Genomic DNA, 15,888 nt, shown 5'->3' with positions numbered 1-15,888 from the left:
TAAAATAATTTCAATGAATTAATTTAACCCAGTAATAGCAATGTATCAGGGAGAGATAGAATATGACTTTTAGCCGTTATTTAGCAGTCCGGATATGGAGTCTTAACGCTATTGCTTATTAAGGAAAAAGTTAAAACACGCGGATGGGGTGATATGCCAGTCAGGATTAAGCGGTTAAAAAAGCCGGAGCATGCTCCGGCTTGTTGCTTATTTCACCTGTTGGCCAGGCTTCGCGCCGTCATCAGGGCTTAACAGGAAGATATCTTTCCCGCCAGGTCCTGCAGCCATCACCATTCCCTCGGAGACGCCAAAGCGCATTTTGCGCGGCGCGAGGTTGGCGACCATTACTGTCTGGCGGCCAATCAGCGCCTGCGGGTCCGGGTAGGCGGAACGAATGCCGGAGAAGACGTTACGCTTCTCGCCGCCCAGATCCAGCGTCAGACGCAGCAATTTGTCAGAACCGTCTACGAACTCAGCATTTTCAATCAATGCTACGCGCAGGTCAATTTTGGCGAAATCGTCAAAGGTGATGGTATCCTGAATCGGGAAGTCGGCTAACGGGCCGGTAACCGGCGCGGCTGCGGCTTTCACCTCTTCTTTAGACGATTCAACCAGCGCTTCAACTTGCTTCATGTCGATGCGATTGTAGAGCGCCTTAAAGGTGTTGACCTTGTGACCGAGCAGCGGCTGTTCGATGGCATCCCAGTTCAGTTCGCTGTTCAGGAAGGCTTCAACGCGTTCAGAAAGCGTCGGCAGTACCGGTTTCAGATACGTCATCAGCACGCGGAACAGGTTGATGCCCATTGAGCAAATGGCCTGCAGGTCCGCGTCGCGGCCTTCTTGTTTAGCCACCACCCACGGCGCTTGCTCGTCAACATAACGGTTAGCGATGTCGGCCAGCGCCATAATCTCACGGATAGCTTTACCGAATTCACGGCTTTCCCATGCTTCGCCAATCACCGCAGCGGCGTCAGTAAAGGTTTTATACAATTGCGGATCGGCCAGTTCAGCCGCCAGCACGCCGTCGAAACGCTTATTGATAAAACCGGCGTTACGCGAGGCCAGGTTGACTACTTTATTGACGATATCGGCATTGACGCGCTGGACAAAGTCTTCCAGGTTCAGGTCGATGTCATCAATGCGTGAAGAAAGCTTCGCGGTGTAGTAGTAGCGCAGGCTGTCGGCGTCAAAGTGTTTCAGCCAGGTGCTGGCCTTAATAAAGGTGCCGCGAGACTTAGACATCTTCGCGCCGTTCACCGTCACGTAACCGTGAACGAACAGGTTGGTCGGCTTACGGAAGTGGCTGCCTTCCAGCATGGCAGGCCAGAACAGGCTGTGGAAATAGACGATGTCTTTGCCGATAAAGTGGTACAGCTCGGCATCGGAGTCTTTTTTCCAGTACTCATCAAAACTGGTCGTGTCACCGCGCTTATCGCACAGATTTTTGAAGGAGCCCATATAGCCAATCGGCGCGTCCAGCCAGACGTAGAAATATTTGCCCGGCGCGTTCGGGATTTCGAAACCAAAATACGGCGCGTCGCGGGAAATGTCCCACTGCTGGAGGCCGGATTCAAACCACTCCTGCATTTTGTTCGCCACCTGCTCCTGCAGCGCGCCGCTGCGGGTCCACGCCTGCAGCATTTCGCTGAATGATGGCAGGTCAAAGAAAAAGTGCTCGGAGTCACGCATTACCGGCGTCGCGCCGGACACCACGGATTTTGGTTCGATAAGTTCGGTCGGGCTGTAAGTTGCGCCGCAGACTTCGCAGTTATCGCCGTACTGGTCTGCGGATTTACATTTCGGGCAGGTGCCTTTCACAAATCGGTCCGGCAGGAACATGCCTTTTTCCGGATCGTAGAGTTGAGAGATGGTGCGGTTCTTAATAAAACCGTTCTCTTTCAGGCGCGTATAAATCAGCTCGGACAGCTCGCGATTCTCGTCGCTGTGCGTTGAGTGGTAGTTGTCGTAGCTAATATTAAAACCGGCGAAATCGGTCTGGTGCTCCTGGCTCATTTCACCGATCATTTGCTCCGGCGTAATACCAAGCTGCTGCGCTTTCAGCATGATCGGCGTGCCATGAGCGTCATCGGCACAGATGAAGTTAACCTCATGGCCGCGCATTCGCTGGTAACGGACCCAGACATCAGCCTGGATGTGCTCCAGCATATGGCCGAGGTGGATAGAGCCGTTGGCGTACGGCAGCGCGCACGTTACCAGAATTTTCTTCGCGACTTGAGTCATAGTGGGTATTACTTCTTCTGTTGTAAAAAAGGGCTTTGATAGTACCAAAATGGTAATTACTGCGCCAAGCGATAAGGGCATTTATCCGTAAATGAATAATTGTTACCGCTGGAGTAAACTACAAAGTTACAATCGTACTTTTCAGAACTACAAAAGGAGTCGGGATGAACGAACAATCCCAGGCCAAATCACCAGATACCCTGCGAGCGATGGTCGCCGGGACGCTGGCGAATTTTCAGCACCCAACCCTGAAGCATAACCTCACCACGCTTAAGGCGTTGCACCACGTCGCCTGGATGGATGATACGCTGCACGTTGAGCTGGTCATGCCGTTCGTCTGGAACAGCGCGTTTGAGGTATTAAAAGAGCAATGCAGCGCCGATCTGTTACGTATTACAGGCGCAAAAGCGATCGACTGGAAACTGTCGTACAACATTGCGACGCTGAAACGCGTCAAAAATCAGCCTGGCATTAATGGCGTGAAAAACATCATTGCCGTGAGCTCCGGTAAAGGCGGGGTGGGTAAATCGTCCACGGCGGTAAACCTGGCGCTGGCGTTAGCGGCTGAAGGTGCAAAGGTCGGGGTTCTCGATGCCGATATTTACGGTCCGTCGATCCCAACCATGCTTGGCGCAGAAGATCAGCGCCCGACATCGCCAGACGGTACGCATATGGCGCCGATTATGTCTCACGGCCTGGCGACCAACTCGATCGGCTATCTGGTGACTGACGATAACGCGATGGTATGGCGCGGCCCAATGGCCAGTAAGGCGCTGATGCAGATGTTACAGGAGACGCTGTGGCCGGATCTGGATTATCTGGTACTGGATATGCCGCCGGGAACCGGGGATATTCAGCTAACGCTGGCGCAGAACATTCCTGTTACCGGCGCGGTGGTGGTGACTACGCCGCAGGATATCGCGCTAATCGACGCCAAAAAAGGTATCGTGATGTTCGAGAAGGTGGAAGTGCCGGTGCTCGGCATTGTGGAAAATATGAGTATGCATATTTGTAGCAACTGCGGCCATCACGAACCGATCTTCGGCACGGGCGGCGCGCAGAAGCTGGCGGAAAAATACCATACTCAGCTTCTGGGTCAGATGCCGCTGCATATTAGTCTGCGCGAAGATCTTGATCGCGGTACGCCGACGGTGGTTAGCCGTCCGGAGAGCGAATTTACCGTGATCTATCGCGAACTGGCCGATCGCGTTGCGGCACAGCTTTACTGGCAGGGTGAAGTGATTCCGGGAGAAATCGCCTTCCGCGCGGTGTAATCCTCCTGACGTATTCCAAAGAGAATATGACATTCACTGCATTAATATATATTGATGCAGTGAATGTATTAATAAAATAATAGCCCCCGCATTGTTAATTCCTGCTTAAACAGACAGGTGTTTATCTGAAATAATCGGCAAAAACATTATTTGAATTGATCATACCTATCCTACTGATTTATTTTTTCAATTGGTTTTAAGGTATCGATACGTTCATACTGCTCATCAGGACGGCCTGCATACTGTTTGACGTTCACCAGAGGAACAATTACTCACTATGAAAAAATATTTGCTGATGGGAATTATAGTTTCGGCTTATGGGATAAGCGTACCCGTTTTTGCCTCCGACACCGCAACATTAACCATCAGTGGAAAAGTGACCGCGCCAACGTGCAGTACAGAAGTGGTAAACGCACAGTTGCAGCAGCGTTGCGGCAACACTATCCACGTTTCAACTCTGCAAACACCCGCCGCTACGCCGATGAGAGGTGTGACAACGCAGCTATACACGGTGCCTGGTGATAGCACCCGACAGATTGTTGTTAATCATTACGACTAATTCTTATTAATTCCGCAGGCCCATATCATTGATATCAATGATATGGGCTTTTTTATTTGCTGTGTTTATGTTTAAGGGCAGTAAATTTCGGAAATTAATAAGTTTACAAAATAATGATAAGCAATGATTATTTGTTGCAATTATATTGCAATCTGTAAATTGTTTTAAATCAACAAAACATCGTGTTTACATTGCGATAACTTCCTGTCTATGAGAATTTTCGTTGCAAGGGTTAATAACTCTTAACAAATAGAAATTACTTTATTAAGGAAGAGATTATGAAACGTTCACTTATTGCTGCTTCTGTATTGTCTGCTGTATTTATGAGCGCTGGGGTTTTTGCTGCTGATGAGTATGATTCAGGCGTTCTGAATATTAACGGAAAGGTGGTTGGTACTACCTGTCAATTTTTGGGTACGAACACCGCTGAAATTAGACTGAATGAAATTGGTGCGGATAAAATAATTAATTTAACCCCGGGTCAGATTTATGACGCAGTAACTAATCAAACTCAGATGCCGTTGAAAATAAAATGTCAACAGGGTGTAGCGCCGCGTATTACCTTCTCTTCAACGCAATTTGACAGCCACGATATCACATTTAATAACGGCTCTGCCAAAGGTGTCGGTTTTGCGGTTTACTACGGAAGTACGGATAATCAGATTGATCCAGAGACGGGGGTGACACTAGCTCCAAATAGCAGCGGTGAATACGACCTGACTTTTTTAGCACGCTATGCGCGTTTAGACGGTGATGTTGCTTCTGGTGATGTTAGCTCAACACTAACTTTAACGGTTGTTACTGACTAATTTATTCAACCGGCGGCGTTCGTCGCCGGTTTTTTATAAGCAAGGCCGTGTAAATATGAAAATATTATCTGCAGTATTATTATCTGCCATAATTTTGCCTGCGCATGCTGGTATTGTTATTTATGGTACGCGTGTGATTTACCCGGCAGAGAAGAAAGAAGTCGTTGTACAATTGGTGAATCAGGGCGAGCAAGCTTCGCTGGTACAGTCCTGGATTGATGACGGTAACACTTCATTACCGCCAGAAAAAATTCAGGTGCCATTTATGCTGACGCCGCCAGTGGCGCGCGTTGCCGCTGAGTCTGGTCAGCAGATCAAAATCAAGAAAATGCCTAATAGCTTACCGGACAACAAAGAAAGTCTGTTTTATCTGAATGTGCTTGATATTCCACCAAACAGCCAGGAAAACGCCGGTAAAAATGTGCTTAAATTCGCAATGCAGAATCGAATAAAATTAATATGGCGCCCCAGTCGAATTGCCGCCGTAACCAAAGACAGTTTTCAGCGGATTGGTTTATTTCGCAGTAATAAAACTGTCATCATGAAAAATGATACTGCAAACTGGATTACCGTGACGGATGTAAAAGCAGGAAATACTAAGATTAATGATCAAACTATCATGCTGCCACCGCTATCGACGCAAAATATTAACATGAAATATGCGTCAACAAGCCAGTATGAAGTAACGATTATTGATGATAATGGTAACTATATTAGTAGCAAAATTAATGTAAAATAAACAGGAGTTCATCATGCTAAGGATGACGCCCATCGCTTCGCTTGTTTTATTGACTCTGTTTACCTGGCAAACGCAGGCTATCGCGACGGAAACGTTTGATACCCATTTTATGGTAGGGGGAATGAGAGATCAAAAAACAACAAATTTCCATCTGGATGAGAATAAGCCAATTCCGGGACAGTACGAACTGGATATTTATGTCAACAATCAATGGCGAGGTAAATACGATATCATTGTTGCCGATGATCCCGGTAGCACGTGTATTTCAACTGAGTTGTTGAAAAATATTGGTGTGATAAGCGATGGTCTGCAACCGCAGGGAGCAACGGATTGTATTGCGTTAAAAGATGTCGTGAGAAGCGGTGGCTATACTTTTAATATTGGCGTTTTTCGGCTGGATTTGAGCGTTCCCCAGGCCTATGTAAATGAGGTCGAGGCGGGTTATGTATTGCCTGAAAACTGGGATCGCGGCATCAATGCATTTTATACTTCTTACTATGCCAGCCAGTATTACAGTGACTATAAGAATTCTGGCAGTAGTGAAAGTACTTACGTTCGGTTCAATAGCGGTTTCAATCTGTTGGGCTGGCAAGCGCATGCGGATACCACATTTAATAAAACCGATGGCAGCAGCGGTGAGTGGAAAAGCAACACATTGTATCTGGAGCGCGGTATCGCTGAGCTCCTCGGCACATTACGCGCCGGGGATCAGTATACCTCGTCAGAGATTTTTGATTCTGTGAGATTTACCGGCGTTCGCCTGTTCCGCGATATGCAAATGTTGCCAAACTCGAAACAGAATTTTACGCCGTTGGTGCAGGGGATTGCACAGACTAACGCTTTGGTAACCATCGAACAGAACGGATTCGTTGTTTATCAGAAAGAGGTTCCTCCTGGCCCCTTTTCCATTGCGGATCTGCAACTCGCGGGCGGTGGCGCGGATCTTGATGTCACCGTGCGTGAGGCGGATGGCTCGATAAATACCTGGCTGGTGCCTTACGCTTCCGTACCGAACATGTTGCAGCCTGGCGTCTCTAAGTATGATTTTTCCGCCGGCCGTAGTCATATTGAAGGCGCCGATAATCAGGCCGATTTTACACAAATCAGTTATCAGTATGGCCTTAATAACCTGTTGACGCTTTATGGCGGTACGATGCTATCGAACCATTATAATGCGTTTACCCTCGGCACGGGGTGGAATACCCGGATTGGCGCCATTTCGCTTGACGCTACGCGAGCGCACAGTAAACAGGATAATGGCGATGTATTTGATGGTCAGAGTTATCAGATTGCTTATAATAAATACCTGACCCAAACATTAACCCGGTTTGGTCTGGCTGCGTATCGGTATTCATCACAGGATTACCGCACATTTAACGATCATGTCTGGGCCAATAATAAAAATAACTATCGTCGCGATAAGAATGATGTATACGATATTGCTGATTATTATCAAAACGATTTTGGGCGTAAAAATACGTTTTCAGCTAATGTGAGCCAATCCTTGCCAGAAGGATGGGGCGCAGTATCACTGAGTGCATTATGGCGTGATTACTGGGGACGTAGCGGCACCAGTAAAGATTATCAAATAAGCTATTCCAATACGTTCCAGAAAATTAATTATACGTTATCCGCCAGTCAGACTTACGACGAGGATCATAATGAAGATAAACGTTTTAACCTGTTTATTTCAATTCCCTTTGACTGGGGGGACGGTATTACTACCCCGCGCCGTCATCTGAATGTGTCGAACTCGACGACCTTTGATGATGATGGATTTACCTCAAACAATATTGGTTTAACCGGTACGGCAGGCAGTCGCGATCAATTTAATTACGGCGTGAATGTTAGTCATCAGCGACAGGATAGTGAGACCACAGCGGGGACGAATTTAACCTGGAATACGCCCGTTGCAACGCTTAATGGTAGTTACAGCCAGTCGTCTAATTATACTCAGACCGGCGGAAGTATTTCCGGTGGGGTTGTAGCCTGGAGTGGCGGGTTGAATTTATCCAGCCGGCTTTCAGATACCTTTGCGATTATGCAGGCTCCGGGACTTGAAGGAGCCTACGTTAACGGCCAAAAATATCGGACCACCAATAAAAAAGGAACGGTGGTTTATGACAACCTTACGCCATATCGCGAAAACCATCTTATGCTTGATGTGTCGCAAAGTAGCAGTGAAACGGAATTACGCGGTAACCGTAAAGTTGCCGCCCCGTACCGAGGGGCCGTCGTGCTAGTGAATTTTGATACCGACCAGCGTAAACCATGGTTTATTAAAGCGCAGCGTCCTGATGGCTCGCCTCTTATTTTTGGTTATGATGTAGTAGATCATCATGGTCATAATGTGGGCATTGTTGGACAAGGTAGTCAGCTATTTATTCGAACGAATGATATTCCGCCCGAAGTCAGTGTACCAGTAGATAAAGAGCAGGGGCTTTCATGTTCAATCACCTTTGGTAAAACGGTTGATGAAAGTAAAGTTTATATTTGTCGGTAGTGGTGAGGTGGTGAAATGAAACTCTTTCTTTTTATCGTGATGTTATTGATTTTACCTGAAACATACGCAGCCTGTACGGGAGAAATTACTTATCAGGATAATTTAATTATTCGTGAGGATTTTACGATTAACCCTAATCAGTCCGCAACTTATAGCCATAATTTTAACGATACAACTTGTTCAGGGACTTATAAGATAACGCGTATGGATCCTTCCGATATCATCGTGGGATTATACAATGATACAGTAAAACTGAAGTTAAAAATCGCCTGGGCAGATAATAATACTCTCACAATGCCGTTTACAACGGGCTATACGGTAACGGTTGAACCCGCTTCCTCTGGGGCGAATGTAAATATTTCTGCCGGTAGTGGGAACAGTGTCCTAATCAACGGGGTGGTATCAATAACAAGCGCTTCTTCTGCAACTCAGTTTACGGCCGGTTTGCGGTTTTTAGGGTGCCTGCTAGCAGGAAGAGGCTGGAATGCCTGTGCCGCAGATTATAATAGTTATCTTAGAGGTGCAGGGTTATATTCATTTGATCTGTTTGTGTCCTACGATCGCAAGCAGACAACCTGCAAACCTGAAGATCTGACGATCACGCTACCGAATATTGCGCTTTCTGAATTATATAACACAGGCAAGGTCAGTAATAAAAATGCCGCGGATAATATTCGACTCCAGTGTGATAATCTTTTTGGTAATGCTAAACAAGCATCGCGTAAAATGACGGTTTATCTCTCCAGCAGTGATTTAATACCAGATAGCTATTCTGTGTTGCGTGGTGCTGTGAATAATGGCGTCGGATTTATACTGGAGAGCGGTGGAAAAACGGTGAATATTTCAAATACAGCAGAGCAGGGTAATGCTTCAACGTTATGGAAAGTGGATCAAGTAGGCACGCCGCTCAACAGTGATATGATAACAATCCCTATTATCGCCAGTTATTATGTTTATGACCGAGACAATATAAAGCCAGGCGATCTAAAAGCGACTGCGCTGATCTATGTGAAATACGATTAATATATATGAAAAATATTTAAGATATATGGCGCGATAGGTGAATGAACTTCCGGTCACTTACAATAATAAGTGACCGGGATGACAATTTTTCTGCAATAAATTTTAATGTGGTATGCGGTAGTTTCAAAAGGGCGAGATCCAGAGCGAATCGGGTAGTGAAGGCAGTCAACAAAAAGGCAGTTTGAAGGGGATAGAGTGATTAAGGGCTAATAAAAAAGTAACATGGGGCTGTATTTCCCCCTCTGGATGAGGGGGCTTTTTTTATCGATGATAAAAAATCTCGCCATCATAGGCTTTGATGATTTTTCCATCGGTATCGTTAATCAGTACATACGCGCCGCCCATATAGGTCCAGTGAGTACCGGCATCTGGCGCGGGCAGATTACGTAATTTCCACTGTTTAATATTGTACTCATCGGTGCGGTACATCTGCGGAACGGTATCGCCGGGCTTGAAGTGGGTGAAGTCGGCGATAAAGCTTTTTAACTCATATTGATCAATGCCCGTTGTCGCGGGGGCGGCCCATGCAAAACTGGTTGCAAGCAACAGCGCGCAAGGCAGCAACTTACTTTTCATACTTTTACCCTCCACATATGCGGGTCAGTTAACATCGTGTGTATCATTTCTGCTGGTGGCGTATCTGACAAGCGCTATTTTGTTATCTCACGCCCCTTTTCGTAAAAAGTGTAAACGAAAGCGTCGTGCAGCAACATATCCGCCAGCAAGTTTGCCAGAACCGAATAGGTTTTGAGAACTATCTGATAACGCTGAAATTATCGTCCGCCGCTGGCTGTAAATTTACATTGTCTGGCGCAGACAGTATGCTTAATAGCGAAACCCCGCTTAACACGGTGGGGCTTGACGACTCGGGGTGCCCTTCGTTGTGAAGGCTGAGAAATACCCGTACCACCTGATCTGGATAATGCCAGCGTAGGGAAGTCTGACACTGCTCGTGTCCCTTCTTCACGCGGGCAGGAGCTGAACTATGCAGCCTGACCTGCACTGCCGCACGCTTGCGGCGCATACGTTAAAACACTTTCGCGCGCTCTCCCCGCTTACGCACTGTATGACGAATGACGTCGTACAAACGTTTACCGCCAATACGCTGCTGGCGCTGGGCGCTTCACCCGCCATGGTGATTGATCCCGTCGAGGCCAGACCGTTTGCCGCCTTCGCCAACGCCTTGCTGGTTAATGTCGGAACCTTAACCGCCTCACGCGCTGACGCGATGCGTGCGGCGGTAGAAAGCGCTTATGATGCCAAAACGCCGTGGACGCTTGATCCTGTCGCGGTGGGCGCGCTGGAATTTCGTCGGCGATTTTGCCTGGATCTCTTGTCCCTGCGCCCGGCGGCAATACGCGGCAACGCCTCGGAAATCCTGGCGTTATCCGGCATGGCGCTGGGCGGACGCGGCGTAGATACCACCGAGGCGGCGTTGGCCGCACTGCCTGCGGCGCAGGCGCTGGCGCGTCAGATAGACTGCATCGTTGTGGTTACCGGAGAGGTAGATTACGTCACTAACGGTCAGCGCACGCTGAGCATTCCTGGCGGCGATCCGTTAATGACTCGCATTGTAGGCACCGGCTGCGCGTTGTCGGCGGTCGTCGCCGCCAGTTGCGCGTTACCGGGCGCCGCGCTGGACAATGTCGCTTCGGCCTGCTGCTGGATGAAACTGGCTGGACAGGCCGCGGCAGAGCGTAGCGAAGGACCGGGCAGCTTCATCCCTGCTTTTCTTGATGCGCTCTATCATCTGGATGTGGAGGCGGCCAATGCAACGAATTAACGCGCTGACGATTGCCGGTACCGATCCCAGCGGCGGGGCCGGTATCCAGGCGGATCTTAAGACTTTTTCCGCGCTGGGCGCATATGGCTGTTCGGTCATCACCGCGCTGGTGGCGCAAAATACCTGTGGCGTACAGTCGGTGTACCGGATAGAGCCGGACTTTGTCGCCGCTCAACTTGATTCCGTGTTCAGCGATGTGCGCATTGATACCACGAAAATCGGGATGCTGGCGGAAACCGATATTGTCGAGGCCGTGGCGGAACGACTACAGCGCCATCATGTACGTAATGTGGTGCTGGATACGGTGATGCTGGCGAAAAGCGGCGATCCGTTGCTCTCGCCCTCTGCGATAGAAACATTACGCGTCCGGCTGTTGCCGCAGGTATCGCTGATTACGCCTAATTTGCCGGAAGCCGCAGCGTTGCTGGATGCGCCCCATGCGCGTACGGAACAGGAGATGCTGGCGCAGGGGCGGGCGTTACTGGCGATGGGGTGTGAAGCGGTATTAATGAAAGGCGGGCATTTAGAGGATGCGCAAAGCCCGGACTGGCTCTTTACCCGTGAGGGCGAGCAACGTTTTAGCGCGCCGCGTGTGAACACCAAAAATACGCATGGGACGGGCTGTACGCTGTCGGCGGCGTTGGCGGCGTTACGGCCCCGGCATCGCTGTTGGGGAGAGACGGTAAACGAGGCGAAGGCATGGCTTTCGGCGGCGCTGGCGCAGGCGGACACGCTGGAAGTGGGGAAGGGCATTGGTCCGGTACATCATTTCCACGCGTGGTGGTAGTATACTGCCTACAGACCCGTCGTCAGGAAAGATAAATGGAACAAGCGCATACCCGGCTCATCGCGCAACTGAATGAACGAATTTCAGCGGCGGATAATACGCCGCTATACATGAAATTCGCCCAGACGGTAAAGGATGCCGTGCGCAGCGGTATTCTTGAGCACGGTAATATTTTGCCTGGCGAACGCGATCTCAGCCAGCTTACCGGCGTCTCGCGCATCACGGTACGAAAAGCGATGCAGGCGCTGGAAGAAGAGGGTGTCGTCACGCGCGCCCGCGGCTACGGTACGCAAATCAATAATATCTTTGAATATTCCCTGAAAGAGGCGCGGGGATTTTCTCAGCAGGTTGTCTTGCGCGGCAAAAAACCGGATACGCTATGGGTTAACAAACGTGTGGTAAGTTGTCCGGATGAGGTCGCGCAGCATCTGGCGATCCCCGCAGGCAGCGACGTCTTTTTACTCAAACGCATTCGTTATGTTGATGAGGACGCGGTATCGATTGAAGAGTCCTGGGTGCCCGCGCATCTGATTCATGATGTCGACGCGATTGGCATTTCGTTGTATGACTATTTTCGTCGCCAGCACATTTACCCTCAGCGTACCCGATCTCGCGTCAGCGCCCGGATGCCGGATGATGAGTTTCAGTCGCATATTCAAATGGATGGTAAAGTGCCGGTGCTGGTGATTAAGCAGGTGGCGCTCGATCAGCAGCAGCGGCCTATTGAATACAGCATCAGTTATTGTCGTAGCGACCTATACGTTTTTGTGTGCGAGGAGTAGCGCCTCGCGTGTGGGCGCGCAGTCGCCGCCGCGATGCCCGACCACCCAGCTCGCCACCGCATTTCCCAGCAGTACGGCATCCGCGAGCGACCAGCCTGACGCCAGTCCTGCCAGCACGCCGCCAGCATGGCTGTCGCCCGCGCCGATGGTATCCACCACGGTTGCCGGAAACGCTGGCACAACGCCGGAAGATTGCGCGCTAAAATACCACGCTCCGTCTTTATCGTGGCGCACCACCAGCGGCGCGGAAAAGCGGTTTACCCATGCTTCGCCGAAAGTGCGCGTATCGGTCGCAAGTCCGGCGCGTTCCGCGGCGATGATGGCTTCCTGGCGATTGAGGGAGACGATGGGTCGGCAGGCCATAATGCGCGCCATTGCATCGTCTGTAATGTCACCGATTCGTGGGCCAAAATCGATAAAAGGCGTGACATCGTCGACGGTTTCCAGCCACTGGATCAGTGGTTCGCCACAGGACGAGGCCAGTTGATAGCCGGACAGGTAGACAAGACTGCCCCGCGGTGTCCTGAGCTGCGACAGCCAGTCCGCATTCCACTGGTTTTCCACGCCGCTAAAAGACATAAACGTGCGTTCGCCATCCGGTTCGACTAACGCCAGACACCAGCCGTTATCTCCTTCAACCGCGTCAATCACGCTGGATAATCCCTCTTTTGCCAGACGGCGGCAAATCCTCTCCGCCCACACGCCCTGGCCCAGCGGTAGCGCATTGCTGGCGTCAATCCCCAGTCGTTTCAACGCCACGGCAATATTCAGCGCACAGCCGCCGACATTGACGCTCTGTTGTTGCAGTTCAATATCGCCTCCGCGACGCGGCAACGTCCAGGCGTCGGCAATGATATCGATCACTGCCGCGCCGATAACGGTGAGCGGACGCCGGGTATGCAGGGTCGGTAATAATGTCAGCAACCGTGCGCCGTTCATAGTGCCTCCCGCCGTTGACGATAACTCGCCAGCGCAACGGCATAGCGCGCAAAATCCAGCTGATTAACCTCGTCCAGCGTTTGCTTTAACTGGGGGTTAATGGCGCTTACCCCGTGCAACGCGCCGCAAATGGCGGTAGCCATCGCGCCGATAGTGTCGGTATCGCCGCCGAGGTTAGCGCACAGCACGGCACAGCGGTTAGGATCGGTATTCGCCAGTTCCACCATGGCGATAGCACAGGGAACCGATTCAATGGTGCTGGTTCCCGCGCCGATGATCTGATAGAGCTGTTCGCTGGCAGATTCGACGCCGTCGGCGTGGCGGACAATGTTTAGCGCCAGTTCCAGACGTGCCGATAGCGAGGCGCTAAACGTGGTAATACGCGCTGTCTGCGCCTGATGGGCGATGGCGGGGAGCGAGTCGGCAATACTTTGCCACGTGTCGCCGTTAACCGCTCGCGAGACGGCCCAGGCGACAACCACGGCGCCAGCCACCGCCAGATCGGATTTATGCGTCGGGCTGGAGGCTAACGCTACTTCTGCTATAAAGGCTGTCAGGTTAGTTGGCGGCAACAGGCAGCCCAACGGCGAAACGCGCATGGCCGCGCCGTTAGTCACGCCGTTGTTTTCCAGCGCCGCGATGGGTTTGCCGTCGCGAATCGCGTTCAGCGCAATTTTTGACGTCGGGCCGAGTACATTTTTATTGAACGCATCAAAGCGTTCCGCCCAGGCGAGGATGTTACGCCCAATAATCTCGGGATCAATGTTGCCTTCGCATTCGAGTAGCGCGTCGGCCAGGCAGAGCGCCATTGCGGTATCGTCCGTAAACTCCGCGCGGTTAAAATAGCAGGCGGCATTATTCTCTTTTGGGCCGGGCAGAAAGCGGTCAATCCAGCCGAAATGCGCTTTGACGCGCGTTCTCGGCCACAGCTCAGAGGGCATTCCCATCGCATCCCCTAACGCTTGCCCGTAAAGAGCACCGAGAATACGTTCTGCTTTCATTTTACTTCCCCTTGTGTCAACGCAATATCGCGATCGTCAATAGCAGTGATCTCTTTGTCCGATTCGCGAAAGAAAATCATAAACAGTAGCGCGATGACGGCAATCATCACTGCGCCAAACGTCCACATGCCCGCCCAGTTGAATGTCAGACCGTTAACCGGTTGCGGATAAGCAAACATTTTTTCCATCATCACGCCGCCGAGACGATAGCCCAGCAGGCTGCCGAATCCCTGACAGCAGAGGGTGATAAGCCCTTGCGCAGCGGTACGCATATGAACCGGCGCTTTTTTATCGACATAAATGTAGGCGGTGACGTAGTAGAAATCGTAACTTACGCCGTGCAGCAAAATACCGAGGAACAGCAGGGCGTAAGTGAAGTACGTTTCCGCGCCGCCATAGACAAAAAAGCCGTAGCGGATCGCAGCGGTAATAAGACCAAGTAATAATACCTTTTTAATACCAAAGCGTTTAGTGAAAAAGGGCAGGGCCAGCATAAAGAAGATTTCAGAGAACTGGCCGAGCGTCATCCAGCCGGTGGCGTTTTTCATTCCCACTTCCGTCAGATAGCCGTTAGCGAAGATGTAGTAGAAGGCCAGCGGCATCGCAAACAGAAAGGAACAGAAGAAGAAAACGAGAAAGTTTTTATCGCGCAGCAGGACCAGCGCATCCAGCCCCAGCATCACTTTAATATCCATCTTGCCGGTGCTTTTTGGCGGCGTGTCTGGCAGACAGAACGCAAATACGCCCAGCAACGCTGAACTTGCGGCGGTTATGAGCAGTGGAATGTTGGTGGGGGAAATATCGTTATAGCCTAACATTTGCGGCAGGAATCCACAGGCGAGGCCGGAGGCTATCCACCCAATGGTTCCCATAACGCGAATGCGTGGAAAATCGCGTTCAACGTCCGGTACGTTAGCGAAGGCAATGCTGTTTGTCAGCGCGATGGTCGGCATATAGGTCAATGAATAGGCCAGAAGCAGCGGAAAGAATCCGGCGAAGGTGGTTTGCTGCGCCGCGAAATACATCAGCACGGCGCCTGCAAACATCAGTACCGCCAGGACTTTTTGCGCTGAGAAAAAACGGTCGGTAACGGAGCCGACCAGAATCGGCGACAGGATCGCCGCAATGGCGGTACAGGCATAAGACCAGCCTATTTCACCGGCGGAAAACCCGCTTTTATTTAGCCATAGCCACAGGGGGACGAACCAGGCGCCCCAGATAAACCACTCCACGAACATCATGAACGACAGTTTAAAGGTCGTTTTCATTTTTGAATCCTTCATGACAGGTAAGGTACGCCATGACAATACCATTTAATAATACCTTTTAAATACCATTGAGCATTAATTTTGACCGATCTAACACTTTTTCGGACGTGAATCGAGTCAGCAGATAGCGCCGAAAAAATGCGCTAAAGTTGGCAAAAATGGTCGGTCAGTACCAGGCTT

Annotated in this window: 14 protein-coding genes and 1 riboswitch; of the genes, 9 read left to right on the top strand and 5 right to left on the bottom strand. The window is 50.4% G+C overall.

The window, feature by feature from the left end; all coding sequences use genetic code 11:
• Nucleotides 1-207: 207 nt before the first annotated feature.
• A complete protein-coding gene (gene metG, locus ABVN36_RS17940) occupies nucleotides 208-2,241 on the bottom strand; it encodes a methionine--tRNA ligase (protein WP_023138369.1) in 2,034 nt (677 codons plus the stop codon).
• 164 nt (nucleotides 2,242-2,405) lie between these two features.
• Between metG and apbC the strand changes: the two genes are divergently transcribed.
• The 6 genes from apbC to ABVN36_RS17910 all read left to right on the top strand — a co-directional run bounded on the left by apbC (nucleotide 2,406) and on the right by ABVN36_RS17910 (nucleotide 9,148).
• On the top strand, nucleotides 2,406-3,515 hold the full coding sequence (apbC, locus tag ABVN36_RS17935; protein WP_023138370.1) for an iron-sulfur cluster carrier protein ApbC: 1,110 nt from the start codon (nucleotides 2,406-2,408) through the stop codon (nucleotides 3,513-3,515).
• A gap of 277 nt (nucleotides 3,516-3,792) precedes the next feature.
• Nucleotides 3,793-4,074, top strand: coding sequence for a YehE family protein (locus ABVN36_RS17930; protein ID WP_000760404.1), 282 nt, complete (start codon nucleotides 3,793-3,795; stop codon nucleotides 4,072-4,074).
• A gap of 278 nt (nucleotides 4,075-4,352) precedes the next feature.
• Nucleotides 4,353-4,883: a fimbrial protein YehD gene (gene yehD, locus ABVN36_RS17925; protein ID WP_000830693.1), complete on the top strand. Its 531-nt coding sequence runs from the start codon at nucleotides 4,353-4,355 to the stop codon at nucleotides 4,881-4,883.
• A 55-nt stretch (nucleotides 4,884-4,938) separates the two neighbouring features.
• On the top strand, nucleotides 4,939-5,622 hold the full coding sequence (gene stcB / locus ABVN36_RS17920) for a fimbrial biogenesis chaperone StcB (protein ID WP_000698775.1): 684 nt from the start codon (nucleotides 4,939-4,941) through the stop codon (nucleotides 5,620-5,622).
• Nucleotides 5,623-5,635: 13 nt separating this feature from the next.
• Entirely contained in the window at nucleotides 5,636-8,125 is a 2,490-nt protein-coding gene (locus ABVN36_RS17915; RefSeq protein ID WP_023138371.1) for a fimbrial biogenesis outer membrane usher protein, read from the top strand.
• 15 nt (nucleotides 8,126-8,140) lie between these two features.
• Nucleotides 8,141-9,148: a putative fimbrial-like adhesin protein gene (locus ABVN36_RS17910; protein WP_000765278.1), complete on the top strand. Its 1,008-nt coding sequence runs from the start codon at nucleotides 8,141-8,143 to the stop codon at nucleotides 9,146-9,148.
• A 261-nt stretch (nucleotides 9,149-9,409) separates the two neighbouring features.
• Here ABVN36_RS17910 and rcnB read toward each other — a convergent pair whose 3' ends face one another.
• The gene (gene rcnB / locus ABVN36_RS17905; RefSeq protein WP_000837534.1) at nucleotides 9,410-9,724 is read right to left on the bottom strand and encodes a Ni(II)/Co(II) efflux transporter accessory subunit RcnB; all 315 of its coding nucleotides are present in this window, start codon (nucleotides 9,722-9,724) and stop codon (nucleotides 9,410-9,412) included.
• Nucleotides 9,725-10,005: 281 nt separating this feature from the next.
• A riboswitch (TPP riboswitch) is annotated at nucleotides 10,006-10,102 on the top strand.
• Between the two features lie 31 nt (nucleotides 10,103-10,133).
• Here rcnB and thiM point away from each other — a divergent pair.
• Genes thiM through ABVN36_RS17890 form a run of 3 tightly spaced genes read left to right on the top strand, consistent with a single transcriptional unit; the run spans nucleotide 10,134 to nucleotide 12,500 of the window.
• Entirely contained in the window at nucleotides 10,134-10,931 is a 798-nt protein-coding gene (gene thiM / locus ABVN36_RS17900; protein WP_023138372.1) for a hydroxyethylthiazole kinase, read from the top strand.
• Nucleotides 10,918-11,718: a bifunctional hydroxymethylpyrimidine kinase/phosphomethylpyrimidine kinase gene (gene thiD / locus ABVN36_RS17895; protein ID WP_001188955.1), complete on the top strand. Its 801-nt coding sequence runs from the start codon at nucleotides 10,918-10,920 to the stop codon at nucleotides 11,716-11,718. The genes thiM and thiD overlap by 14 nt, the downstream gene beginning before the upstream one ends.
• Before the next feature lie 35 nt (nucleotides 11,719-11,753).
• Entirely contained in the window at nucleotides 11,754-12,500 is a 747-nt protein-coding gene (locus ABVN36_RS17890; RefSeq protein ID WP_000434062.1) for a GntR family transcriptional regulator, read from the top strand.
• Here ABVN36_RS17890 and ABVN36_RS17885 read toward each other — a convergent pair.
• From ABVN36_RS17885 to ABVN36_RS17875, 3 genes are read right to left on the bottom strand one after another with little or no spacing between them, the layout of a single operon-like run.
• The gene (locus ABVN36_RS17885) at nucleotides 12,474-13,439 is read right to left on the bottom strand and encodes a PfkB family carbohydrate kinase (protein ID WP_023138373.1); all 966 of its coding nucleotides are present in this window, start codon (nucleotides 13,437-13,439) and stop codon (nucleotides 12,474-12,476) included. The genes ABVN36_RS17890 and ABVN36_RS17885 overlap by 27 nt on opposite strands.
• On the bottom strand, nucleotides 13,436-14,440 hold the full coding sequence (locus ABVN36_RS17880) for an ADP-ribosylglycohydrolase family protein (RefSeq protein ID WP_000642787.1): 1,005 nt from the start codon (nucleotides 14,438-14,440) through the stop codon (nucleotides 13,436-13,438). The genes ABVN36_RS17885 and ABVN36_RS17880 overlap by 4 nt, the downstream gene beginning before the upstream one ends.
• Nucleotides 14,437-15,708 (bottom strand): nucleoside permease, encoded by a 1,272-nt coding sequence (locus ABVN36_RS17875; protein WP_000858692.1) that lies wholly within the window; start codon nucleotides 15,706-15,708, stop codon nucleotides 14,437-14,439. Before ABVN36_RS17875 ends, ABVN36_RS17880 begins: the two co-directional genes overlap by 4 nt.
• Nucleotides 15,709-15,888: the final 180 nt, after the last annotated feature.

The sequence above is a fragment of the Salmonella sp. SJTUF15581 genome, assembly GCF_043356775.1.
Taxonomy (GTDB): domain Bacteria; phylum Pseudomonadota; class Gammaproteobacteria; order Enterobacterales; family Enterobacteriaceae; genus Salmonella; species Salmonella enterica.
This window is presented reverse-complemented; position numbering and strand designations above follow the sequence as displayed.